General features: G+C 56.9%; 21 protein-coding genes. 3 read left to right on the top strand and 18 right to left on the bottom strand.

Going from position 1 to position 23469, the window contains the following annotated elements; all coding sequences use genetic code 11:
• Window positions 1-14: 14 nt before the first annotated feature.
• From IEW63_RS00935 to IEW63_RS00925, 3 genes are all read right to left on the bottom strand, one after another.
• Window positions 15-2108 carry a TonB-dependent receptor domain-containing protein gene (locus tag IEW63_RS00935; RefSeq protein ID WP_188634735.1) on the bottom strand — a complete coding sequence of 698 codons (2094 nt, stop codon included), beginning with the start codon at window positions 2106-2108 and terminating at the stop codon, window positions 15-17.
• Between the two features lie 137 nt (window positions 2109-2245).
• Window positions 2246-3556 (bottom strand): sensor histidine kinase, encoded by a 1311-nt coding sequence (locus tag IEW63_RS00930; protein ID WP_188635506.1) that lies wholly within the window; start codon window positions 3554-3556, stop codon window positions 2246-2248.
• On the bottom strand, window positions 3553-4263 hold the full coding sequence (locus IEW63_RS00925; RefSeq protein ID WP_188634734.1) for a response regulator transcription factor: 711 nt from the start codon (window positions 4261-4263) through the stop codon (window positions 3553-3555). The genes IEW63_RS00930 and IEW63_RS00925 overlap by 4 nt, the downstream gene beginning before the upstream one ends.
• A gap of 138 nt (window positions 4264-4401) precedes the next feature.
• Here IEW63_RS00925 and IEW63_RS00920 point away from each other — a divergent pair, with 138 nt between their 5' ends.
• Complete coding sequence (locus tag IEW63_RS00920) at window positions 4402-6150, top strand: S8/S53 family peptidase (RefSeq protein WP_188634733.1); 1749 nt, start codon at window positions 4402-4404, stop codon at window positions 6148-6150.
• Here IEW63_RS00920 and IEW63_RS00915 read toward each other — a convergent pair.
• From IEW63_RS00915 to IEW63_RS00855, 13 genes are all read right to left on the bottom strand, one after another.
• Window positions 6125-6565, bottom strand: a complete 441-nt coding sequence (locus tag IEW63_RS00915) for a DUF1810 domain-containing protein (RefSeq protein WP_188634732.1) — start codon at window positions 6563-6565, stop codon at window positions 6125-6127. The genes IEW63_RS00920 and IEW63_RS00915 overlap by 26 nt on opposite strands.
• A gap of 40 nt (window positions 6566-6605) precedes the next feature.
• Complete coding sequence (locus IEW63_RS00910) at window positions 6606-6944, bottom strand: tRNA-binding protein (protein WP_188634731.1); 339 nt, start codon at window positions 6942-6944, stop codon at window positions 6606-6608.
• A gap of 16 nt (window positions 6945-6960) precedes the next feature.
• Window positions 6961-7290: an SMR family transporter gene (locus tag IEW63_RS00905; protein ID WP_272872560.1), complete on the bottom strand. Its 330-nt coding sequence runs from the start codon at window positions 7288-7290 to the stop codon at window positions 6961-6963.
• Between the two features lie 13 nt (window positions 7291-7303).
• On the bottom strand, window positions 7304-7993 hold the full coding sequence (locus tag IEW63_RS00900) for an aspartate/glutamate racemase family protein (RefSeq protein WP_188634729.1): 690 nt from the start codon (window positions 7991-7993) through the stop codon (window positions 7304-7306).
• Between the two features lie 59 nt (window positions 7994-8052).
• Window positions 8053-8886 (bottom strand): PhzF family phenazine biosynthesis protein, encoded by an 834-nt coding sequence (locus IEW63_RS00895; protein ID WP_188634728.1) that lies wholly within the window; start codon window positions 8884-8886, stop codon window positions 8053-8055.
• 171 nt (window positions 8887-9057) lie between these two features.
• Window positions 9058-9609, bottom strand: a complete 552-nt coding sequence (locus IEW63_RS00890) for a Spy/CpxP family protein refolding chaperone (protein ID WP_188634727.1) — start codon at window positions 9607-9609, stop codon at window positions 9058-9060.
• Window positions 9610-9704: 95 nt separating this feature from the next.
• Entirely contained in the window at window positions 9705-10226 is a 522-nt protein-coding gene (locus IEW63_RS00885) for a hypothetical protein (protein WP_188634726.1), read from the bottom strand.
• Between the two features lie 110 nt (window positions 10227-10336).
• Window positions 10337-10861, bottom strand: a complete 525-nt coding sequence (locus IEW63_RS00880) for a hypothetical protein (RefSeq protein ID WP_229710243.1) — start codon at window positions 10859-10861, stop codon at window positions 10337-10339.
• Entirely contained in the window at window positions 10854-11441 is a 588-nt protein-coding gene (locus IEW63_RS00875; RefSeq protein WP_188634725.1) for a hypothetical protein, read from the bottom strand. The genes IEW63_RS00880 and IEW63_RS00875 overlap by 8 nt, the downstream gene beginning before the upstream one ends.
• A gap of 31 nt (window positions 11442-11472) precedes the next feature.
• The gene (locus IEW63_RS00870) at window positions 11473-12060 is read right to left on the bottom strand and encodes a GNAT family N-acetyltransferase (RefSeq protein ID WP_188634724.1); all 588 of its coding nucleotides are present in this window, start codon (window positions 12058-12060) and stop codon (window positions 11473-11475) included.
• Window positions 12061-12124: 64 nt separating this feature from the next.
• Window positions 12125-13114 (bottom strand): hypothetical protein, encoded by a 990-nt coding sequence (locus tag IEW63_RS00865; protein WP_188634723.1) that lies wholly within the window; start codon window positions 13112-13114, stop codon window positions 12125-12127.
• A 103-nt stretch (window positions 13115-13217) separates the two neighbouring features.
• A complete protein-coding gene (locus tag IEW63_RS00860; RefSeq protein WP_188634722.1) occupies window positions 13218-13715 on the bottom strand; it encodes a DUF3291 domain-containing protein in 498 nt (165 codons plus the stop codon).
• Window positions 13716-13821: 106 nt separating this feature from the next.
• Complete coding sequence (locus IEW63_RS00855; RefSeq protein ID WP_188634721.1) at window positions 13822-15927, bottom strand: ATP-binding protein; 2106 nt, start codon at window positions 15925-15927, stop codon at window positions 13822-13824.
• Window positions 15928-16175: 248 nt separating this feature from the next.
• Between IEW63_RS00855 and IEW63_RS00850 the strand changes: the two genes are divergently transcribed.
• Window positions 16176-17141 carry an integron integrase gene (locus IEW63_RS00850; protein ID WP_188634720.1) on the top strand — a complete coding sequence of 322 codons (966 nt, stop codon included), beginning with the start codon at window positions 16176-16178 and terminating at the stop codon, window positions 17139-17141.
• A gap of 164 nt (window positions 17142-17305) precedes the next feature.
• Here IEW63_RS00850 and IEW63_RS00845 read toward each other — a convergent pair whose 3' ends face one another.
• Both IEW63_RS00845 and purL read right to left on the bottom strand, forming a co-directional pair.
• Window positions 17306-17668: a hypothetical protein gene (locus IEW63_RS00845; protein ID WP_188634719.1), complete on the bottom strand. Its 363-nt coding sequence runs from the start codon at window positions 17666-17668 to the stop codon at window positions 17306-17308.
• Between the two features lie 239 nt (window positions 17669-17907).
• Window positions 17908-21804, bottom strand: a complete 3897-nt coding sequence (purL, locus tag IEW63_RS00840) for a phosphoribosylformylglycinamidine synthase (protein ID WP_188634718.1) — start codon at window positions 21802-21804, stop codon at window positions 17908-17910.
• A 168-nt stretch (window positions 21805-21972) separates the two neighbouring features.
• Here purL and mltF point away from each other — a divergent pair, with 168 nt between their 5' ends.
• Window positions 21973-23412, top strand: coding sequence for a membrane-bound lytic murein transglycosylase MltF (mltF, locus tag IEW63_RS00835; RefSeq protein ID WP_188634717.1), 1440 nt, complete (start codon window positions 21973-21975; stop codon window positions 23410-23412).
• Window positions 23413-23469 lie beyond the last annotated feature (57 nt).

The following is a 23469-nucleotide window of genomic DNA, read 5'->3' as shown; positions in this document are numbered from 1 at the left end:
TTACCTGAACCGACTCAGAAGCTCTTGGTCAGCCCCACGATGATGCGCCTGCCATCCAGGTTGTAGGCATAGTCACCGTCGGTGGTCACCTTCTTGTTGGTCAGGTTGTAGATCCCGGCCTTGAAGGCCCAGCTGTCTGCAGGGCGGTATACCATCCCGGCGTCGGCGAAGGTATAGGACGGGTACTTGATTCCGTTGGTGCTGGAGCCACTGGTGCCGGTCTGCCAGCGGCCCGAGGTCTCGCCACGGTAGTTGACCTGGGTCCACAGGTTGATCTGCGGCGTCACTTCCCAGTCCAGCGAGGCGTTGAACATGTGCCGGGCCACGTCGTTCAGCGGCTCACCCTTGTACTCCCCGGACTTCTGTTCGGTATCGGTGAAGGTGTAGCTGTGGCGATAGGTCAGGTTGTCGAGGATATCGTAGTCCATGGTGAACTCGATACCGCGCAGCTCGGCCTTGTCGACGTTCTCGTAGGAGGTATAGCCGTACTGGTGGGCCGGGTAGACCTTGCCGTTGTAGACGCAGTCCGGCGCGCCGGCGGGCACACCGTCAGGATAGTTGGGGCATACCCGCCCTGTCCGGTTGATCTTGTCTTCGTAGTCGGTCACGTAGGCGGTCACCGAGCCGGCCAGCCCCAGGTCGAAGTTCTCGTAGTGGATGCCGATCTCGCGGTTCAGGCTGGTCTCGGGAATCAGCTCCGGGTTGCCGATGATCACGCCCCCGCGGGAGGTGGAACCGAAATCGGTGGCCGCCGAGCGCAGCTCCGGCGCCCTGTAGCCGGAGGTCACGCCACCCTTGAGGGTGAAGTTGTCGTTCATGTGCCAGACGGCATAGAGCTTGGGGCTGAATTCGCCGCCGAACACCTGATTGTCATCGTAGCGGCCACTGAGGGTCAGGATCAGGTTGTCGGTCAGGCTCCAGTTGTCTTCCAGGAAGATGGAATTCTGGTAGCGGTCCATCTCGACCACGGCGGTGGGATCAACTATCGGCTCGCGCAGACCATTACTGCCATGTTCGAGATTCTCGTACTTGTGGGTCAGCCCGGCGGTCATGGTATGCGACCCCATAAACCAGGTGGCCTGGGTATTGGCGGTGACCACGTCGAACTCGATACCCTTGCCGGTATCGGCATTGAGCGTGGTGCGGTTTTCCGAGCGGTCGTAGTTGATGTAGGAATTGGTGAAGACGCTGCCGAATTCGCCTTCGTGGGTCAGGAAGTAGTTCTTCTTCACCGAGTTGTTGTAGGTGGGGTCGGCATCCTCCGCGATGCTGCGCCCCGGATGCTTCCAGCGCTCCTGCTGGGTATAGGTATGGCCCAGGGTAAAGGTGTTCTGCTCGTTCAGATTCCAGGCCAGCTTGCCGCCACCGCCCTGACGCTGGTACTCGGGATCGGTAGCCGCACTGTCGCTCTGGCCGAGGAAGTTGCTCTCGTCCTGCTTGTAGTAGTTGCCGTTGAGCTGCAGACCCAGCACGTCCTTGATCAGTGGCATGTTCACCACCGCACTGCCCTGATAGCCCCGCTCGTTGAGTTTGTTGCCGCTGCCTGGCATGGCGTATTCGGCGGTGATGCTGCCGCTGAACTGGTCAGTGACCTTCTTGGTGATGATGTTGATCACACCGCCCATGGCGTCAGAGCCATATAATGCCGAGGCTGGCCCACGGATGACCTCGATGCGCTCGATGGATTCGATGGGCGGCAGGAAGTTGATCGGCGTGCCGGCCTGGGAGCCCCGCTCACTGAAGGCGTCATTACCCTGAACCGGGCGGCCATCAATCAGAAACAGCGTATAGGCGGCGGTCATGCCGCGCAGCATGATGGACTGCTCAACGCCGCCCCCGGCAATCTGCACACCGGCCACGTTCTTCAACGCATCCGTCACATCGGTGTAGGACTTCTTCTTCAGCTCCTCGGCGGAAATCACCGTGATCGCCGCCGGCGCGTCACGCAGGTTCTGCTCGAAGCCGGAGGCTGTCACCACTGTCTGCCCCAGGTTCAGCGCCTCCTCCGCCACCGCTGAACAGGCCAGTGAAGCCAGGGTAACGGCCAGCAGGGTCTTGCCCATCGGTGGCTGTGACAACGAAAAGGACGGACGGATACGACGCGACATGAAACTCTCCAAGCAAGACGGACTATCCCTGGCTCACGCGGATTCCCAGCAGCAAGCCAAACCGACGCAAATGATAAACATTGCTATTTGAGAGTAAATGCAATTTACAATCTATACACTTGCAGCCGCAGATTCAGTCACAGTCCCGGGCGCAGGTTCTCCGCCCAGAGCTCGCCACCCTGCAGGCGCAGCATGCTGCGGGCGATGGACAGTCCCAGACCGAAGCCGTCTCCCCCGGGGCGGGCGGCATTGAGGCGGGTAAAGGGCTCGAGGATGCGTGACAGATCCTCTTCGGCAACCCCCGGACCCTGGTCATCGATCCACAGATGCCAGTGGCCACCGCAGCGGCGGCCACCGAGCCGCACCACGCCGTCCTCCGGGCAGTGGCGAACGGCGTTGCGCAGGATGTTCTCCATCGCCTGGGCCAGCCCGTTGAGGTGCCCCAGCACCAGGCAATCCCCCGGCAGGTCGCAGGGCAGACGCTCGGGCTGCCAGCCGGTCTCGAAACAGACATTTTCCCGGATAACATCCCACAGACCGGGCACATCGACCGGCTCCAGCGGCAGGCTGGGCCGTTCGGTATCCAGCCAGGCCAGTTCAAGGCTGTCGCCGATGAGCCGTTCCATCAGGTCCACTTCCTTCTCCAGCCGCCGGGTCAGCGGCGTCGGCTCGTCAGCCTGCTCTGCGGCCACCCGCAGGCGACACAGGGGTGTGCGCAGCTCGTGGGACATATCGCGCAGCAGCTGCCGCTGAAAGGACAGCGCCCCTTCCAGGCGCTCTGCCATCTGGTTGAAGGCGCGGGCGAGTTCACCCAGCTCGTCCTTGCGTCCGGCGATGGCGCCCGGCACCCGTGCACCCAGCGCGCCACTGCTGAGGGCAACGGATTGCCGGCGCAGCATTTCCAGCGGAGATATGAGCAGGCGGTACAGCAGGATACACAGCAGCAATGCCAGACAGGCGGGCACGACCCGCTGCAGCAACGCCTCCCATATCAGCAGATGACGGCGGGGATTCAATCGTTCCGGCAATGCCATTACCAGACTGGCCTGACCGGAGCGGAAGGGAATCTCGAACAGCGGAGTACCGTCCCGTCGGCCGATGCGTGCATCCAGCTGCCGCACGAATCGCATGCGCTGGTGCTCGACCCGCTGCAGCGGGCGTACGGTCAGCGGCCGGTGGTCAGCATCCACCACCCGCGCCCACACCTGTTCGCGCTTCTGCAGCTCATCAAGGTAACGCGCTATGCCTGCAGTGCCTTCTTTCAGCCAGGCCGCTTCCGCCTCTCTGGCGTAGCCGCGCAGCAGCTCCTGAGTGGGCTCCGGCAGATAGGACACCGAGCGCAGCAGCAGACGGCTGAGGTCCACATGCAGGGTTGCCAGCAACAACCCGAACAGGGCCAGCAGCCCGAGCAGCTTCCAGAACAGCGACCCCTTGCCGGGCAATGTCATGGAGCCACGCAGACGAGCGTATAACCATGGCCCCATACCGTCTCCAGGCGCATTCCCGTGCAGCCGATGGCCTGCAGCTTGCGGCGGATATGGCTGACATGCATGTCCAGCGCGCGGTCATGCCGGGAGTAGCCACGACGAAGCGCCTGCTGATAGAGAAAGGGTTTGCTCAGCACCTGGTCGTGGTGCTGCCACAGCAGCTCCAGCACCCGATACTCGCTGGCGGTCAACCCTGCAGACCGCCCAGCCCAGCGAACGTCCGCAGCGAATTCGTCAAACTCCAGCTCGCCCTCACAGGTCACCCGCTGGAGAACCTGCCGCTCATAGGCGACACGGCGGAGAATGGCTTCCACCCGTACGCCCAGCTCCGCCACGCTGAAGGGCTTGGGCAGATAATCATCGGCTCCCCGACTGAACCCGGCGATGCGGTTCTGCTCACCGCCCAGCGCCGACATCAGCAGCACCGGCACCCGGCTGCGACGGCGCAGCTGCTGCAGTACCTGCAATCCGTCCAGCCCGGAAAGCAGAATGTCCATCAATACCAGATCGTAGTCATCCCGCTCGGCCAGACGCAGGCCCTCGCAGCCGTCATGGCTGAGGGTAACCGCATGACCGGCCTTCTCCAGAAAAGACCGGACATGACCGGCAAGCACGAGGTCATCTTCTACAACGAGGATACGGGCAACAGGGGAGGTTTCAGCGTACATGGCCGCAAGGTCTTAAGCTAAACGAGAAGCATTCTAACGAAATATTCTGAAACGAACAGCACCGCTGCGGTCAGAAAAGATTAACGCAGTGGTCGGCTCTCTCCTCCGCCGGCCTGTTAACCTCGTTCAGGAACGCTTATGTACCGCTCAATCACCATCCTCCCCGCTCTGCTGACCCTCACGCTCGCTACATTCACCAGCGCATCGGCCGACTCGCTGCGCATCAGCCACCTGCAACGTTGCGGCAATCTGCTGGATCCGAACACACTGCACTACTGCCTTGATGTGAACAGCTCAGGCAAAACGCCGCAGGTTCTGTTCAATGGCGAGGCGCTGCCGGCACCATCCATCCTGCAGACCGAGCGTGGTCTGCAGCTGCGCCTCGATGTTGATCAACCAAGCGGACCGCTCTGGCTTGAGCTGGACGGTGAACAGAGCAACCCGGTGTGGCTGAGCACCCGCCGCAGTCATGTCATCGCCGCAACGGAGGAAGAAGTCGCCACCAACCAGGACGGCCTGACCACCTGGGTGAACCTGATCAGTCTGATCATCGAAGAGCAACATGACGGCTTGCAGGAAGCCCAGCGGCTTGCCGAGAAATATGGCGCCGAGGTGGTGGGGGCCATCCCCCCATTGAATACCTACCAGCTGCGCCTGCCGGCGAGGCATCTGGAACAGCGGGACGCGCTGGTGTTGCGCCTTGGCAACGAGGTCAGCGTGGACGCGGTGGTGATAGAGGAATCGTCACCGGAGGAAGCGGCCGAGCGGGACAAGCCCGCCAAGCCGGAGGATGCCGGCAGGGAATGGGCCGCCAACCGGCTGCTGGATGCGGTGGTGTACTACCAGCGCCGGCTGGGCGACGGGGACATCCCCCTGCAGCCGGTGCGCATCGGCGTGATCGAACGTGACGTGGACTTCGACTCACCGGACTTTGCCGACTACCTGGGCAACTGCCGTCGCGACAGTCAGCGCACCTGCGTCTACGCACGGGATGCCGAAAGCCCAAGCGGCCATGGCAGCACCGTCACCGGGGTGCTTGCCGCCAACCGGGAAGATCCGGGCAGCAGCGGCTTTCTCCGGGCGCTGGATGATGCAGGGCCGGGGTTTGATGTCATTGTCGAGCGCGGCTCGGATGGAGGCATCACCGCCAATGTCGCCGCCTCGGTCAACCTGGTAGAGGATGGCGCCCGCATCATCAACTGGAGCTGGGGCCTGCATCGTATTGGCACGATGGATGTGAACGGCGACCCGGTGGATTCGCTGGTGCGATCGGGCGTTGCCATGAGCGGCTACGAGGAACTGCTCGAAGAATTCTTTCTCTGGCTGCGTGCAGAGCACCCGGACGTGGTGGTGGTGAACTCGGCCGGCAACGGCGCGGCCCATTCCGGGCGTGACGAGTACCGCCTGCCCTCCTCCTTTGTCACCGATCAGCTGTTTGTGGTCGGCGGCCATCAACGCAGCAAGGGCAAAACCGAGGTGGAGAACCCCGGCTACGCGGTGAGACGCAAGACGTCCAACGTGGACATGCGGGTCGACATCACCGCCTCGGCCTGCGTGGAGGGCGCATCCAGCAAACGGGGTGAGCCCGGAGAAGCGCACTGTGGCACCTCCTATTCCACCCCGCTGGTGGCAGGCGTCATCGCTGCCATGCTCTCGATCAACCCCGAACTGGAACCGGAGCAGATACGCATGCTGCTGCGCCGCAGCGCCATGACCATCGGCCCTGAACAGGACTTCGAGGCGCCGGATGGCGACGACCTCACCGCTCCGATTCTGCCGTCCGAGCGAAATAACCAGATCAATGATCCGGACGTCGGCCATTCGGCAAGGCTGGACATGTACCGGGCGCTGGATCTGACGGTCAAGAGTCGGGGTCGGGTGCGTTGAGCAATTCCAGTGTGCGCGGATCGGCTTCCCCGCGGAAGAACCGCTCCAGCGCCTGGATAAAGCGTGGTTCGGCCGGGTCCGCCAGTGCAAACAGCGTCATGCTGGAGCGGAACTTGAGCGCATCCAGCTCACCGAGAACCGCACTGGCACTCGCCCGCTGCGCCAATAAGGCAGTGGTCGCCTCACGCAGCCGCTGTCCCAACAGCGGATGTGCCAGATAAGCCCGTGCCTCCTCAAGACCTGTCAGGCTGTATCGACGCGAGGTGGCACTCATGCCGAGCCCGGCCACTTGCGGAAAGATGAACCAGATCCAGTGGCTGCGTTTGCGGCCGGCACGCAGTTCCTGCAATGCCGTGTCATAAACGCCCCGCTGGGCCTGCACGAAGCGCTCAAGATCGAATGGGTCACTGACCATACCGCATGCCCTCCCGGTTCGAATGGATAATCAGCCGCCGCTACAACAACCGGGTGCCGAGGGGTACCGGCCTGTCAGGCACGCAAAGCGCAACGTCGCCATTTTCATCATGAAACCCCGTTACCAGGCACTCCGACATCAGCGGCCCGATTTGTTTTGCCGGGAAGTTCACCACCGCCACCACCAGCCGGCCTATCAGTTCCTCGGGCTGATAAAGCGCGGCGATCTGAGCACTGGACTTCTTCACCCCCAGCTCCTCACCGAAGTCCACATGCAGGACATAGGCAGGCTTGCGTGCCTCCTTGAAAACCGACGCACTGACAATACGGCCGACCCGCAGCTCGACCTTTAGAAAGTCATCGAATGAAATCGTTTTCATCAGCCCTCTTCAGCGGCTAGTGAGCCGCCGCCTTGGAAAATACGTTGAGGATCACAACTCCCGCGATGATCAGCCCGATGCCCAATACCCCCGGCACATCGAGCCGCTGACCGAAAATCAGCCAGGCGATGATCGCAATGAGAACAGTGCCCACCCCTGACCAGATAGCATAGGCAATGCCCACCGGAATGGTGCGCAACGTCAGCGACAGCATGAAGAACGCCACACCATACCCGATGACCACGGCCACCGACGGCCATAAACGAGTGAACCCCTCGCTGGGCTTCAGAAACGACGTAGCTATCACCTCTGCCGTAATGGCGAGGGCCAGGTAAAACCAATTCAAGAAAACCTCCGGATTAGTCCAGAGCAGCCTCAACCACCTGCTCGACATGAATCACCGCTGTATCGTACAGCCGAACCGGCGTGTCTGACTGCTGGATGAGCAGGCCAATCTCGGTACAACCCAGAATTACACCCTGCGCGCCGCTGTCGGCAAGCGACGCGACTATCTCAAGGTAAGCGGCTCTGGACTCGTCCCTGACCTCGCCGCGGCACAGTTCGTCATAAATCACCCGGTGAACACGCTCCCGTTGCGTGGCATCCGGGACCAGCACCTGAATTCCTCGGGCCTCGAGCCGCTCCCGGTAGAAGTTCTGCTCCATGGTGAAGCTGGTACCCAGCAACCCTACGCATGTCACCCCGTCGGCCTGAAGCACCCCGGCCGTGGCATCCGCGATATGCAGCAACGGAATGTTTACGCTCTGCTCTATCTCGGCTGCAACCTTGTGCATGGTATTGGTACAGAGAACCAGAAACTCCGCGCCCGCCGCCTCGACCGATCGCGCCGCTTCCGAAAGTATCCGTGCAGTGGCAGCCCAGTCACCCTGGTGCTGCAGCGCCTCGATCTCCGCGAAATCCACGCTGTAGAGAACGAGCCGTGCCGAGTGAAGGCCACCGAGGCGCTGCTTCACCCCCTGATTAATCAGGCGGTAATAGGTCTGGGTCGATTCCCAGCTCATTCCGCCGATCAAACCTGCTGTTTTCACGGTCACCTCCGCTGGTACGGTTTATGGCTGCCTCAAGCCCGCCTCGATCCGGAGCCCACTCAGAGCGTTATGGTCCCCTCGATTACATCCACCACCTCGCCACCGACCCATATGCCCTCCCCGTCCTGATGCAGATAGACGCGTCCGGCGCGTTGCATGGCTGTCCCCTGGGAGGCGACATAAGGTGACGCGACCAGCCCCGCACCTATCATCCACTGCGCCAGGCTGGCGTTCAGGCTCCCCGTCACCGGGTCCTCGGCGCCCTCCCCACCCATGAATGCCCGCACCTCCACCGCCGTATCGCTGCCCTTGGGACTGGCGCCGACCACGCCGACAAAGTAAGGAGCCAGCGCAGGCCAGTCGGGCTGCAGCGCCAGTACACGCTCAGCGGACGGCAGCACCAACGCGCACCAGCCCGGGCCATTGTCCACCCACTGGTGATGCAGCACCTCTTCTGGCGCTATGCCAAGGGCCCCGGTAATCCGGGCCAGATCGCCCGCCTCCAGCGGCCCCGTGCGGCACAGCGGAGGCGCAGCAAACTCGTATCGCTGACCAGCCTGGCGGACAGTCACCAGCCCCACGGCGCACTGCTGCACCACGCGGCCAGCCTGCCGAGGTCGCCCACCGGCACGCAACCAGGCATGGCATGAGCCCAGGGTCGGATGCCCGGCGAACGGCAGCTCCCCGCTGGGAGTAAAGATGCGCACCCAGTAGTCCGCCTCCGGCTCCGTCGGCCTGAGCAGGAAAACCGTCTCCGACAGATTCGTCCAGCGCGCCAACGCCGCCATCTGATCATCCGTCATGCCATCGGCATCATGCACCACCGCCAGCGGATTACCGCCAAGCGGATCAGTGGAAAATACATTCACTTGGGAAAATGCATGGCTGGACATGAGAGCTCTCCTGCGAGGGAGTCGAGAGGTCGATGGGAAGTGGCACAGCTGAGGATTATTGTCCGCCCGGTCTCCCTGCGCAAAGAAATGTGCTGATGAGCACAAGAAGGCGTTTAGTCATGGCATGACGCCGCAATCACGCGCTTGTCGTGTGCCTTGCTTTGTCAGCTTCTATCTTCCGTGATGATGCTTGTGATGGTTTTCGTGTCCGTCACGGCTGTAGCCTCTCAAAACCATGTACTTGGATATCTGTTGATCATTAAGAATTTCTGTCTGCTGTAAATGCGCACGGAGGTGGACTACGCGTAGCCGAGACTGAGCATCGCCAATGTTTTTAACGAGTTCCGACAAGGACGATTCGTCTATCTTCTTGCTTCCGAATGCCTGATCGAGCGCACGTTCAGCTGCCACAAGATCAGCACCCAAGGCTTTGGCCGCAGTTTCCATCTGAGCAAAAACGATTTCCGTCTCTTGCCGTTGAGTGGCTGTGAGCGAAAGCTCATCGCCGAGCTCAAGCACATGCGCGGGACCGGGGTACCCGTTTAATTCTGCGGCTTTGCCGTAACCCATGCCTTTCCCAGCCAATAGGCCGTCAATCTCTGATTTTGACAGGGCTTTAATTTCACGAGATTCTTCGCCGGCATAGAGAGAGTTTTCAGAAGCTAAAGCTAGTCCTGCCATAGACAGTGCCGTTACGAACAACGCCGTCATCCCGATATTCATATGGTATCCATTGCTCTATTCCCAAAAAAGCTAACGCCGCCATAACCTGTGGCGCGCTTTCTGCACCATCAGATTGATGGCTTTGTTACGCTTTTTTAAAGCTGATATTGCTTACCCCAGATTCGGATTGTGAATGCACTTTCTTCAGGGACGTTAAAATTGAACATTTGCTTGACTGCTGCTTGTTCTGGCACCGTAATATCAAAAGGGTTGTTGTTATGACGCGACAAACCAGTCGCATAGCCATCCTTGTCAACTACAATAATGGCGTTTTTGTCTTTTAAGTTGATAACTCTGACAGGTCTATATCCACTATTCTTAAATCCAAGTTCCACATTGACGGATTTTTCTCCGTCTGCGGTTTTACTTAGAATGCTCACTTCCAAGAATTGCTCAAGCTCATTTTGATTTGACACAATTATTGCGCCGTCACCACTTTCTCCAGTTTTTCTCCCCTCAGTGACTCCATCTGAAACTCCACTCAAAACCTCTTTTCCAAATTTTACTACGCTTGAAACTACGGATTTAGCCGATTCAGCGACTCCGCTTTTTTCTTCTTTATCTTGCGCCAAGGCAAATATCGGCACCAAAACTAGAACTAGAAATATATTTTTCACTGCATACCTCTATGCATGATTATGGTTTATAAGCGTAACGACAAGCTGTGGGGCGGCTGGAGCGAAGCGTAAGCCGTCCCAGCCGCGACAGCGGCGACAAGAGCGCCTGGTTATGCATTTTCGACCTCAATGAACCACTTTGGCTGCATGGCGTCGAAATCCTGACGGATATTGGATGGCAGGTAACTAGCCGAATCCAGCACAAATGGTTCACCTCCCACGCGCTTGAATACAACCCAGTGCCAGAAGTCCTTGCCTTCTTCCTGATGGTGCTTGATAGACAACAATGCCAGATTGGGCAATGCCTCCCAAGATTCAAATGGGGCTTCATCAGCGGAGGTTTTGACACCTGCACTCGACAACATACGCCGGACATACTGTGTATCTGACCACAGCGATTTGTCCGAAGCATGGATGCCCATAGCATTGGCTACGGCCTTCATCTCTGAGTACGTCTTGCCCAGAATGTTGGCAACCGACGCGATTCCGCATCCCGTGGTTTCTTCCTGAACTACTGGCTCGAGCACTGACTCCCCCTTTAATGCATAACGCCCCGCTAAACGGCGAGCGTTAGCGAGTCCGGTGGAGGCCACGCTTTTTGTGGCCGGAGCGTATTTAAGCGGCTTGTTATGCATTGGTTTTAAGCTGATTCTCTATATAGACGTCCATTTTTTCAGGAAGTAATTGGTCGTTGATTCTTAGGACTGCACGCAATAAATTTTCTCTAATGGCAGAGCGAGGCTTCTTGTCACCGGCGCAATCTATTGCCTCCACAACATCACATAGTATTCCCTCAAGCTCTTTGCAAAGCTCTTGATTGGCAGACACTTCATAGATTACATCATCGATTACGTGGTGTTGAGTTTGTTTGTTTTTAGGCGAGCATGGGCAAATACAATTTCTTGGCCCTTGATACATTTGGCCACCATTCCAGACAAATTTTTCGTCTCGATAAGAAATTTCCAAACCATAGTTGTTTGAGACAGGATACTCTAAGTGTTTGGGGTTAGGGCAGTCGCAATGCCGTGTAACAACATATAATCCGAAGCTCCGAGCTACCCCAAGATATTTTTTATAAAGCTCTTCTAATTTTCTCTTTGTTACGTAATTTGGCGTAGTGTCATCCCAGAATAGACTCCAACCTGAATTTTCTACACCTGTGACGACTTCTAATATTTCAGATCTCAAAGATGCGTAGTATTCAAATATTTTCATAGTTCATCCTGCGAGATGCATAACGCCGCAATCACGCGCTTGTCGCGTGCATTGCCTGGTTATGCTGTGCTGGATGGTCACTTACCAGTCGTCCATACATTGCCGAGTCAGAGACGATACCGTTGACTTCCCAACGCTGCCTTAGCAGACCCTCTCGGGAAAATCCTAGCTTCTCTAGCGCTTTCGCGGAGGACTGGTTATCTGGATCGATTTCTGCTTCAATTCGCCGAAGCCCCAATGAATTGAATCCGTACCGAATTAATGCCTCTCCCGCCTCGCGAATGTAACCCTTCCCCCAAAAAGAACGGCTCAAACCAAAGCCGATCTCGGCACGTTTGGATTCTTTGTCGTAGCTAAACAACATACATTTTCCAGCCAATTCGCCTGTAGGCTTCAGATACACGCCAAGTATTAGCGACTCTTGACGCCGCATCGAATCATTACTTTCATTAATGAAGTCAATAGCATCCTGAATTGTTGTCCAAGGCGCAGTATTCCAATACCGCATAACCTCAGGATCAGAAAAAATCTCCAGTAGGCTATCCGAGTCATCAATTGCTAAAGGCTTCAATGTTAATCGTTCTGTTTCAATGACAGGAAAAAATAACTCTTTGGGCATTCAACCCTCCATTTCTACGCATAACGCCTAAAGCACGGGCGCAGCTTTGCTGCGTCCTGTGGCTTTATTTGTTAGGCCTTTCACGAATCTTATTAATGACATCATTGTTAATGATATTTGCGTAAGCATTTTCAATGTATTTGTGTCGATTCTCATCTTCGATATCCGGCTTGTATGACTCAATTAAAGTGCACATTTCATTTACACCTTTAATTCCACGATCATTAATTACGCCACCATACTCATCAGAATCATTGAAAACAGCGTATTCAAGCACCCCCAGAAAGTACTCGATAGTCACCTCTGAGAAGCTTCTTTCATGGCCGGTCCAATGTTGATTGTGCACCTGGCGTAGGTTATCTAGGTAGTCTGATTTTGAGCGCTCTAGATAATTTATAACTTCACTAGTATATGAAACTATGAAATCGCGAGGATAATAAACTGAGAATTCTGGTTTCTTAGCATGGCCCATAAGCTCTTTTTTTGCCACATAATCCTCACAATACAGCGCTTCAGCAATTAGCTGGACACGATGAAACTCTTCAGGGACTGACCGATATGCTCTGCACGCGTATGTTAGAAGCTGTTCATGCAAATTTCTCCTTAGAGATACATGCTCCTTCATGTATAACTCTCTAATTTGGCCTACAGATGTAAATGGCGTGTAAGCCATACGTCTGTATACATATAATTCATTATCGTTCTTTCTCGGTTTTGCTCGCAGGAAAAAGCGGCCTGCCTCTTCCCAGTAGGACTTTACAAAATCGTCATCTTCCTGTTTCTCCCTATCTATTATTCTTTCCCATATCGATTTTCTGTTCTTTACCCATTGTTTATCATCTAACCTCCAAAGGTGAACAGTAGGTGAGAATTTTTCGAGATACTTTTCGTAAGCCTCATTCTGATATTTCTTCTGAAGATCCTTTGGGTCTCCTGTTATTATTTCATTAAATTCATCTACAAGCTTTTCATTATATTTCTTCTTGAGATTACCTGGCTCTCCGTTTAGCAAATCGAGAAAATCATTTGCTATCTCGTCAGATATTTTTGACATATTTATACCTCACTATGGACTGATGCCTAACGCCAACAATAAGCGGCGGCCCGACAGGGGCGTCCGGTGGAGGCCGCAGGCCGGAACGAACTTAATTGATTTGTTAAGTGGCTGGACATTCACCACCCCAGGTATCAGTTGACACACCAGCTAGTTCGCTGGGAGCCGGGAACGCTTTCTTGAATGTGAAAGCCTTCACAGTTGGGCCATGCTCTCGCAGAATGTTCAGCTTTTCCGCCGCCTCTTCGATTGACGGAATGTGACCGGCAGGGACCCACCAAAGCACCATATATGCCTGTCCCATTTTCTGAAACCACTCTTTCTTGCGTCGCATGATCTCAACGTGGGCAGACCGATAAACGTAATTATGCAAAGCCTCGACTGAATCCCAGAGGGAGAGATTCACGATTTTATCGGAGCCAAAATCGTCAATGCTGGTAGCATCACCGTCTTCGGTTTGTAGCCGCCAAACAAAACCAGGGGAGTCTTCTGCCAACGCATTGATCCGGTCGAGATTCGCGACAAAATCCGAAAGCTGCGGCGAATCTATGGGTGCCAACAGCGTGGCAATGTTGAGTTGCGCAATATGATACTTACTCACAGTTTCCTCCCTGAAAACACTTAACGCCCGCAACAGCGGAAAATTGGGAGCGCAGCGAGTAACTTTTCCGACTGCTTGCGCTTGTTATAAGCCAACTGCACTGACACTAGGCTTTATTTTGGTCAAATGGAATCTCTACAACGACCGGCCTTTCAGATTTAACTATCTTGCCAAAAACAACCGCTTGAAGCTTCTTGAGGTTTGGAACCATTTCAGCACAACTTGAACCAAACACATTCTTGAGGAAGCTAATACTTGTATCGTCATAACATGCAAAACTGACAATTGAATTACACTGTGTTAGCACTGTCTTACTCACATTAGCTGTCCTTTGCGCTAAAACTAGCAGCCCGACATTATACTTCCTTCCCTGCAGAGCAATTTGTGCAATTTTGGCAACCAACCCCTTTGAAGCGAAGTCAGACACACCCATTGTTGCTGATTCCGGCATTATTGTATGTGCCTCTTCAACAGCAACTAGCACTTTTTTAGAATCGTCACCAAAACTCTCTTTGGAAATATTTAATAAGCAGGACATATATATTTCAGTGATAAATATGGATGCTTGCGAGTTTGATATCTCGGGCAATTGAATCAATCCCAATCTGCTATCAGCATCTTCCATAAATGCTCTAAGCTGCGTATCTACATCAGCTCGTAGCTGATCACTAAATACCTTTAAAGCCTTTTTCTCATTCCCTGCACCGTATTGCCCAGTTTCCACTTCAAAAAGCTTTTGACTTAAATCTATTGATGTTTGCTCTTGGATCGAGAGATCTTTTGGATTCAAGTCGGCTAGGCGCCCTTTATATTGCGAGGTAAGGTCAATGCATATTACTTTGATACCGTTAGATACTGAATGCCTTATCAAATCAAATGCAAACTCTGTTTTGCCTGAACCTGTTACCCCTAAAACCGCTGTATGAAAGTTGAAATTTCCTACAAAATCACCAACAACAGGAATATTTGATTTAGGAAGTTTTCCAAACTGAAAATCGTTGGGGTCTTGGACTTCGCCATTAAGATCATCATTTTCATTGATGAGAGAGAAAACAGGCGAATTCATATTTGGAAGCCAATCAAACTTCTTGAACTCTCCATTTTCTAAAGTTCCAAGCTGAGCCGCGTAAGCTATTTGATAACCATGCTTGTCACCATCTAAATTCTCTTCAATCGTTGTGCCAGCTGAAACCTGATAGTAAACCTTCGCACTACCGACCTTGCACCAAATAAGCATTCCATCTGCACAATAATTATCTGATTTCACCTCAAGCCTGATTCGTCCAATTGATGAGTCTTCAGCAACGAAGCCAATCAATCTAGATTGAGTAGTTTCACCCAAAAGAGTCATGACAGAATCATGGTTTAGTTCCTCTTCGGGCTCATAAATATGTCCATCAGCAAGTCCTTTTTTTGAATCTTCAACAGCTCCTAAAAGCATCGCCGTTCCAATTCTTCGCTCGTCATTAAGATGCGAATATAGTGGCAACACCCATTGCTGGCTTTTATCAACTCGCTGATAGATTAACGGCTTACCTTCTTCCCAATCAGTGCTTTGATTTATCGCAAATCTTAAGATCCCTGGATTATCAAGTCTCAGCAATTTACCTATCGGCAGGATTGTTTTTTGAGAGCTAAAACTGATCGAGGATAGCAATTGAGGAAGCTTAAGTGGCCATATAGCCATGAATACCCCCCAAAATACTATGAGATAAACAGCCAATTCAGACTGAATGGAGTAGAAAGAATAAACTCCAAACAAAAAGACTATTGAAAAAATAAGCCTAGACCGACCAAGAACAATTGCAGATCTGTAAAGGCGGCTATTTACAATCGATGCGATATCACCAGAGATCCTCCCGCCGGATGTTGCAACACAGACCGTTGATATTAGAAAAACAACGAGGCAATAAGAAAACACCACCCACCATGCTAGCGGTGGCGATACATGGTACACACCAAACATTGTTATTCCGGCCATTAGCGAATTAATCATGGAATCAGCTGGTTTTGTAAAAAAGTGCTCCAAGATAGCGGAGCCAAGCACAATCAAAAGCAAGGCGTTTTGGAAAATCAATGAATACTTGGAGTCTTGCGGAAGGGGTGAGCCTGTAAATTTCCAGGAGATAAGCAATGCACAGAGCAACCCAACTAGCATAATAAACACACGAATCATTGGCTTGGTGTGATTATCACTTATTTTTAAATCCATCCTTTCTTCTTCCTTCTACGGGGTGCTACAGGACTGCTCTTGGCTTATAACAGTGATTAGACCGCATGCGGCACTAATGCATAAGAATGACTGCGGTATAACTCCGGATAGCCGGGATTACCCACCATATTAAATTCCTTAAAAATCAGCAACTTACCCATAACCACCTCTATTCCTTTTGTACTCGCTTGACTTCGTCATTCTGCACATCTATTACTACTGTATAAAAATACAGCAATGGACGACACATGGACAGCCTAGCTCCTAAGCTTCGCCTGAGGGAGCAGTTTCGCTCGGTGATGCGCTTGAATCACTACAGCATCCGCACGAAGAAAAGCTATTGGTATTGGATCCGCTATTTCATCCGCTTCCACGGCATGCGCCACCCTCTTGAGCTGGGAACGTCTGATGTGAATGCGTTTCTCAGCTGGCTGGCCACTGATCGGCAGGTTGCGGCTGCGACCCAGAATCTCGCATTGAATGCCATCGTATTTCTGTATGCCCGCGTCCTTGAGCAGCCTCTAGGCGAGATCGGTGACGTGGTCAGGGTCAAGCGACCACCGAGGTTGCCGACGGTACTTACCCACCAGGAGGCCATGTCTATCATTGAGCACCTAGGCCAACCGTACCGCTTACTGACTTCTCTTATGTACGGTGCGGGGCTGCGGGTAGTTGAGTCATCCCGTCTACGCGTCAAGGATATCGACTTCCGAAATCAAACGATCATAGTCAGGGACGGCAAAGGCGGAAAAGATAGAACCACTTTGCTGCCCGCCCCCTTGATAACCCCTCTTAAGCATCAGATAGAGCAGATTGAGGCTGCATGGCGCTCACAGGAGGAAATGTACAAGGTGCCTGTGTCTCTCCCTTTCGCGTTGCGACGTAAATATCCACGCGCTTCTGTTTCGCTGGCTTGGCAGTGGCTTTTCCCTTCAAGCGGGATCTGTCTTGACGAAGATGGTCGGAGCGTTCGCCATCATGTGCATGTCAGCACCATTCAGCGGGCCGTCAAACAGGCAGTGCGCGGTACGGGCATCGAAAAGCCTGTCGGATGCCATACGTTCCGGCACACCTTTGCCACCGAGTTGCTACGCCGAGGTAGTGATATTCGTACGGTACAAACCTTGTTGGGCCATGCGGATGTCCGTACTACGCAGATTTACACTCATGTGCTTGGTCAGGGCTTTGCTGGTGTGCAGAGCCCACTGGGTTAACCATTACAGGTGTTCAGGCACGCTACCGCCCTACCTCGCGCATTCAGGCATATGCGGTAATTATTCTGGAGGGAATTGAAGGCTGTCCGGTGCCTTGGAGGAGAGTGTCTGCATTCCCTGCGTGGCATTAACCATAATGCAGGCATCTAGCCATTTCAATGTAATTAGGGGCAGTTAGTGATTTCGTAGCCTGTGCCCTGCTCTTCGTTGATCAGGTTGTTGGCTTCTTCGTAACCGAGGTCTTTGGCGTTTTGTATATCGCTGGCGTTTATTTCGTGCAGGTGGATGCCGAGGGTTGGGGCGCCGCAGACGGTCATTATGGATATGCCGGTTTGGGTGGCGCAGTGGGAGCTGCGGACTTCAATGCCGGCGGTGGTTAGCTGGTTGGTGCTGTTGGCCAGGGTGGAGGTGGCGGGTTCGCATTGTTTGTTGCCGTCGGGTTTGTAGATGTGGGTGGTGGTTTGGGTGGTGCAGGCGGTGGTGGTCGCGGTGAGGAGGATGAGGGCGGTCAGGGTTGTTGTTTTCATGGGGGTGGTGGTTCCTGGGGTCGGGTGCTTGGGGGATAGATTAGCGGTTGTTTGAGGTTCTTTCCCCCTCTCCCCCGGCCCATTACTCGCCCCTATGGGGCTCGCCCTTCGGGCCAGCCTGCGGCTGTTCTGCGCTGCGCTTGTCCCGCAAGGGGAGAGGGGGGCAGGATGTGCGCTCGGTGGATAGCGCATACAAAAATCCCGGCGCTGGGCCGGGATTTTTTTGGGCGGGTGGGTTGTTAGCCTACCCAGACCCTTGCGTTGCGGAACATGCGCATCCAGGCGCCGTCTTCGCTCCAGTCGTCCGGGTGCCAGGAGTTCTGGACAGTGCGGAAGACGCGTTCCGGGTGGGGCATCATGATGGTGACGCGGCCGTCGCGGTTGGTGAGGCCGGTGATGCCGCGGGGGGAGCCGTTGGGGTTGGCGGGGTAGCGGTCGGTCATGCGGCCGTGGTTGTCGACGAAGCGCAGGGCGACGCTGCTGCTGGCTTCGCAGGCGTCGACGGCGGCGCTGTTGGCGAACTCGGCGTAGCCTTCGCCGTGGGCGATGGCGATCGGCATGCGTGAGCCGACCATGCCGCTGAGGAAGATCGACGGCGAGGGCTGTACTTCGACCATAGCCACCCGTGCTTCGAACTGCTCGGAGCGGTTGCGTACGAAGCGTGGCCAGTGCTCGCTGCCGGGGATCAGTTCGCGCAGGTTGGACAGCATCTGGCAACCATTGCACACACCCAGGGTGAAGGTGTCCGGACGGTTGAAGAAGTCGGTAAAGGCCTGGCGCGCCTGTTCGTTGAACAGGATCGACTTGGCCCAGCCTTCGCCGGCGCCCAGTACGTCACCGTAGGAGAAGCCGCCACAGGCGACCAGTCCGCGGAAGTCCGCCAGGTCGACGCGACCGCTGAGGATGTCGCTCATGTGTACGTCGATGGCGGTGAAGCCGGCGCGGGTGAAGGCAGCCGCCATCTCGACCTGGCCGTTGACGCCCTGCTCGCGCAGGATGGCGACCGCCGGGCGCATGCCGGTGTTGATGTAGGGCGCGGCGACGTCTTCGTTGATGTCGTAGCTGAGCAGCGCCTGCAGGCCGGGGTTCTTGTCGTCGGCCAGCCGCTCGTGTTCTTCGTCAGCGCACTGGGCGTTGTCGCGCAGGCGCTGGATCTGCCAGCTGGTTTCACTCCAGGCCTGTTGCCAGGCAGCACGGGTGCCGCTGAGTACGGCTTCGCCCGCGTAATAAAAGTCCAGTTGCTGTTCGGCTTTCGGCTGGCCGATCACCGCGCTGCAATCGCCCAGGCCGGCGGCACTGAGTTGACTGAGGACCGCTTCGGTGTCGCTCTGGCGCACCTGGATGACCGCGCCGAGCTCTTCGTTGAACAGCGCCGGGGCCAGTTCGCTGGTGGCATCGGCCAGTACGTCGAGGTTGATGTCCACACCGCAGTGGCCGGCAAAGGCCATTTCCGCGATGGTGGCCAGCAGGCCGCCGTCGGAACGGTCGTGGTAGGCCAGCAGCTGGTCGTCCTGGTTCAGGCCCTGGATCACCGCGAAGAAGGCCTTGAGGTCTTCGGCGTCGTCCAGATCGGGGGCCTGCTGGCCGATGCGGTTGTATACCTGCGCCAGCGCAGAGCCGCCGAGGCGGTTCTGGCCGCGGCCCAGGTCGATCAGGATCAGGTCGGTGTCGCCCTGGTCGATGCGCAGTTGCGGGGTCAGGGTGCGGCGTACGTCCTGTACCGGCGCAAAGCCGGTGACAATCAGGGACAGCGGCGAGGTGACGCTCTTGTCCTGACCGTTGTCGTTCCAGCGGGTCTGCATGGACATGGAGTCCTTGCCCACCGGCACGGTAATGCCCAGCTCGGGGCACAGTTCCATGCCCACGGCCTTGACGGTGTCGTACAGGCGGGCGTCTTCGCCCGGGTGGCCGGCGGCGGCCATCCAGTTGGCGGACAGGCGGATATCGGACAGCTTGTCGATGCGCGCGGCAGCCAGGTTGGTGACAGTCTCGGCAACAGCCATGCGACCGGAGGCCGGGGCATCCAGCAGGGCCAGCGGGGTGCGTTCGCCCATGGCCATGGCTTCGCCGGTGTGTACGTCGAAGCTGGTGGCGGTCACGGCGCAGTCGGCGACCGGCACCTGCCAGGGGCCGACCATCTGGTCGCGGGCGACCAGGCCGGTGATGCTGCGGTCACCGATGGTGATCAGGAAGTTCTTGCTGGCCACGGCCGGCAGGCGCAGCACGCGCATTGCGGCCTCTTCCAGCTCTACGCTGGCGGCGTCGAACTCGTCGCCCTGCTCGGCTTCGCGGGTGACGCTGCGGTGCATGCGCGGCGGCTTGCCCAGCAGTACCGCCAGCGGCATGTCCACCGGCTGGTTGTCGAAGTGGCTGTCGTTGAGGATCAGCAGCTGTTCTTCAGTGGCCTCACCGACCACGGCGAAGGGGCAACGCTCGCGCTCGCAGATTTCCTTGAAGCGCTCGAAGTCGGCGTTAGGCACCGCCATGACGTAGCGTTCCTGGGATTCGTTGGACCAGATCTCCAGCGGGCTCATGCCCGGCTCGTCATTGGGGATGTTGCGCAGCTCGAAGCGGCCACCACGGCCACCGTCGTTGACCAGTTCGGGGAAGGCGTTGGACAGCCCGCCCGCGCCCACGTCGTGGATAAAGGCGATGGGGTTCTTCTCGCCCAGCTGCCAGCAGCGGTCGATGACCTCCTGGCAGCGGCGCTCCATTTCCGGGTTCTCGCGCTGCACGGAGGCAAAGTCCAGGTCCTCGGCACTGCTGCCGGTGGCCATGGAGGACGCGGCACCGCCGCCCAGACCGATCAGCATGGCCGGGCCGCCGAGCACGATCAGCTTGGCACCCACCGGGATCTCGGCCTTCTCGACGTGCTCGGCGCGGATGTTACCCAGGCCGCCGGCGATCATGATCGGCTTGTGGTAGCCGCGGATTTCCGGGCCACGGGGCGAGGGGACGGTCTGCTCGAAGGTACGGAAGTAACCGGTCAGTGCGGGACGGCCGAATTCGTTGTTGAACGCGGCGCCGCCGAGCGGGCCGTCGATCATGATCTGCAGCGGGGTGACGATGCGTCCCGGCTTGCCGTTGTCCTCTTCCCAGGGCTGCTCGAAGCCGGGGATGCGCAGGTTGGAGACGGTGAAGCCGGTCAGGCCCGCCTTGGGCTTGCCGCCGCGGCCGGTGGCACCTTCATCACGGATCTCACCACCGGAGCCGGTGGAAGCGCCGGAGAACGGCGAAATGGCCGTCGGGTGGTTGTGCGTCTCGACCTTCATCAGGATATGAATCGGCTCCTGATGGGCGCGGTATTCTTCAGTGCCCGGCTCGGGGAAGAAGCGACCGCCGACAAAGCCTTCGATGACTGCGGCGTTGTCCTTGTACGCGGACAGCACGCCTTCGCTGTGCATCTGGTAGGTGTTCTTGATCATGCCGAACAGGCTTTTCTCCTGCGCTTCGCCATCAATGTCCCAGCTGGCGTTGAAGATCTTGTGGCGGCAGTGCTCGGAGTTGGCCTGGGCGAACATCATCAGTTCGACGTCGCTGGGGTTGCGGCCCAGCCCCTTGAAGCTGTCGACCAGGTAGTCGATTTCGTCATCGGCCAGCGCCAGGCCCAGCTCGCTGTTGGCCTGCTCCAGCGCGGCACGGCCACCTTCCAGGATATCCACACGGCTGAACGGCTTGGGCTCGGTGTGGTGGAACAGCTGGGCAGCGGCTTCCAGGTTGTCCAGCGCCTGCTCGGTCATGCGGTCGTGCAGCAATGCGGTGACCAGCTGCAGATCGGCAGCACTCAGCTCCCCGCTCACATAGTAGGCAATCCCGCGCTCCAGCCGCTCGATCATCCGCAGGCCGCAGTTGTGGGCGATGTCGGTGGCCTTGCTCGACCACGGAGAAATGGTGCCGAAACGGGGCACCACCAGCACCAGGCTGCCGCTGGGCTCTTCCACGGCTACCGACGGGCCGTACTGCAGCAGACGATCCAGCACGGCCTGATCCTGTTCGGTCAGCTCGCCGGTGAGGTCTGCGAAATGCATGAACTCTGCGTACACGGCACTGACACTCGGAACCTGCTGCTGCAGGCGGGTCAGCAACTTGTTGCGGCGGAAATCGGAAAGGACAGGGGCTCCACGCAGGATATGCATGTCGGTATCGGCCTCGGAGACGTGGGAATGGGTAAAAGAAGGCGCATAGGATACCCCAGGTTGCGCCCCGGAGCCATCATGCCGGACCGAACGGTCAGGACCGCCGACTTTACAGAGGCTGACAATGGCGCCCTATTGCCGGTGAAGGTATTTACATATACTGCGCCCATGACCCGGACCATTCGTCACTCAATCCCTGCCACCGCCCTGGCGCTGCTTTGCTCGGTACTGCTGGCCGCCTGCGAGCAGCCCAGCCGCCTCGAACAATTGCGCGAGGAGGGCACCCTGCGCGTCATCACCCGCAACACGCCCACCACCTACTATCAGGGCAGGCACGGCGATACCGGTCTGGAGTACGAGCTGAGCAAGCGCTTTGCCAACAGCCTGGATGTGGAACTGGAGATGATCACCAGCCCGACGCTGGATGATCTGTACCGTCAGCTGATCGACGGCAAGGGGCCACACATTGCCGCCGCCGGGCTGACCGCCAACCCCAATCGCGCCGAGCAGGTGCACTTTGCCCAGGCCTACCTGCAGGTGACGCCGCAGGTGGTGTATCGTCGGGGCGATCGTCAGCCGCGGGGTATCGAAGATCTTTACGATCGGCGCATCACCGTGCTGAAGGGCAGCGCACTGGCCGACCAGCTGCGCCAGTTGCAGATCGAACATCCGCAGCTGGTATTCGAAGAATCCGACAGTCTTGAAACGGTCGATCTGCTGCGCATGGTCAATGACGGTGAGATCGATTACACCGTGGTGTATTCCAACGAGCTGGTAGTGAACCAGGGTTTCTACCCTGCCCTGCATGTCGGCTTCGATCTGGGCCCGGCGCAGCCCATGGCATGGGCTTTGACCGGTGGTGAGGACCAGAGCCTGCTGCAGGAAGTGAACAGGTTCTTCGACCGGATCCGCGCTGACGGCACCCTTGATCAGCTGCTGGAGCGGTTCTATGGGCACGCGGACGTGCTCGATTATGTCGGCGCCCGCGCCTTTGCCCGACACATGCAGCAGCGACTGCCGCGCTTCGAGCAACTGTTCCGCCAGTCGGCAGACCAGCACGGCATGGACTGGCGTCTGCTGGCGGCGATGGGCTACCAGGAGTCGCTCTGGGACCCGGACGCCCGCTCCCCCACCGGGGTGCGCGGATTGATGATGCTCACCCTGCCGACCGCCAGATTCGTCGGCGTGACCAACCGGGTCGATCCGGCGCAGAGCATTGCCGGGGGCGCGCGTTATCTGGTGTGGGTGCGCGACCAGCTGTCCACCGATATCCCGGAGCCGGACCGCACCTGGTTTGCGCTGGCGGCCTATAACGTCGGCCTGGGGCATCTGGATGATGCACGCATTCTCACCCGCAACAATGGTCGTGATCCGAACCGCTGGATCGATGTAAAGGACCATCTGCCGCTGCTGTCGAAGAAACAGTGGTACAGCCAGACGCGCTACGGCTATGCACGCGGAGCTGAGCCGGTGCATTACGTGCAGAACATTCGCCGTTATTACGAGATCCTCACCTGGGTGACCCAACCCCAGGCGGAAACGCCGCAGGTGCCGCAGGAGCAGTATCATGCGCCGGGGATTCTGGAGCAGTTGCCGCAGGGGATTTGAGGATTGGGTATTGGAGCAGGCTTCGCTCCCCCCTCGCGGGAAAGGGGTTGGGGGGAG

Origin of the sequence: Halopseudomonas pertucinogena (assembly GCF_014646575.1) — a bacterium.
GTDB classification, from domain to species: domain Bacteria; phylum Pseudomonadota; class Gammaproteobacteria; order Pseudomonadales; family Pseudomonadaceae; genus Halopseudomonas; species Halopseudomonas pertucinogena.
The sequence above is the reverse complement of the archived record's forward strand: the minus strand, read 5'-3'. Positions and strand labels throughout refer to the sequence as shown.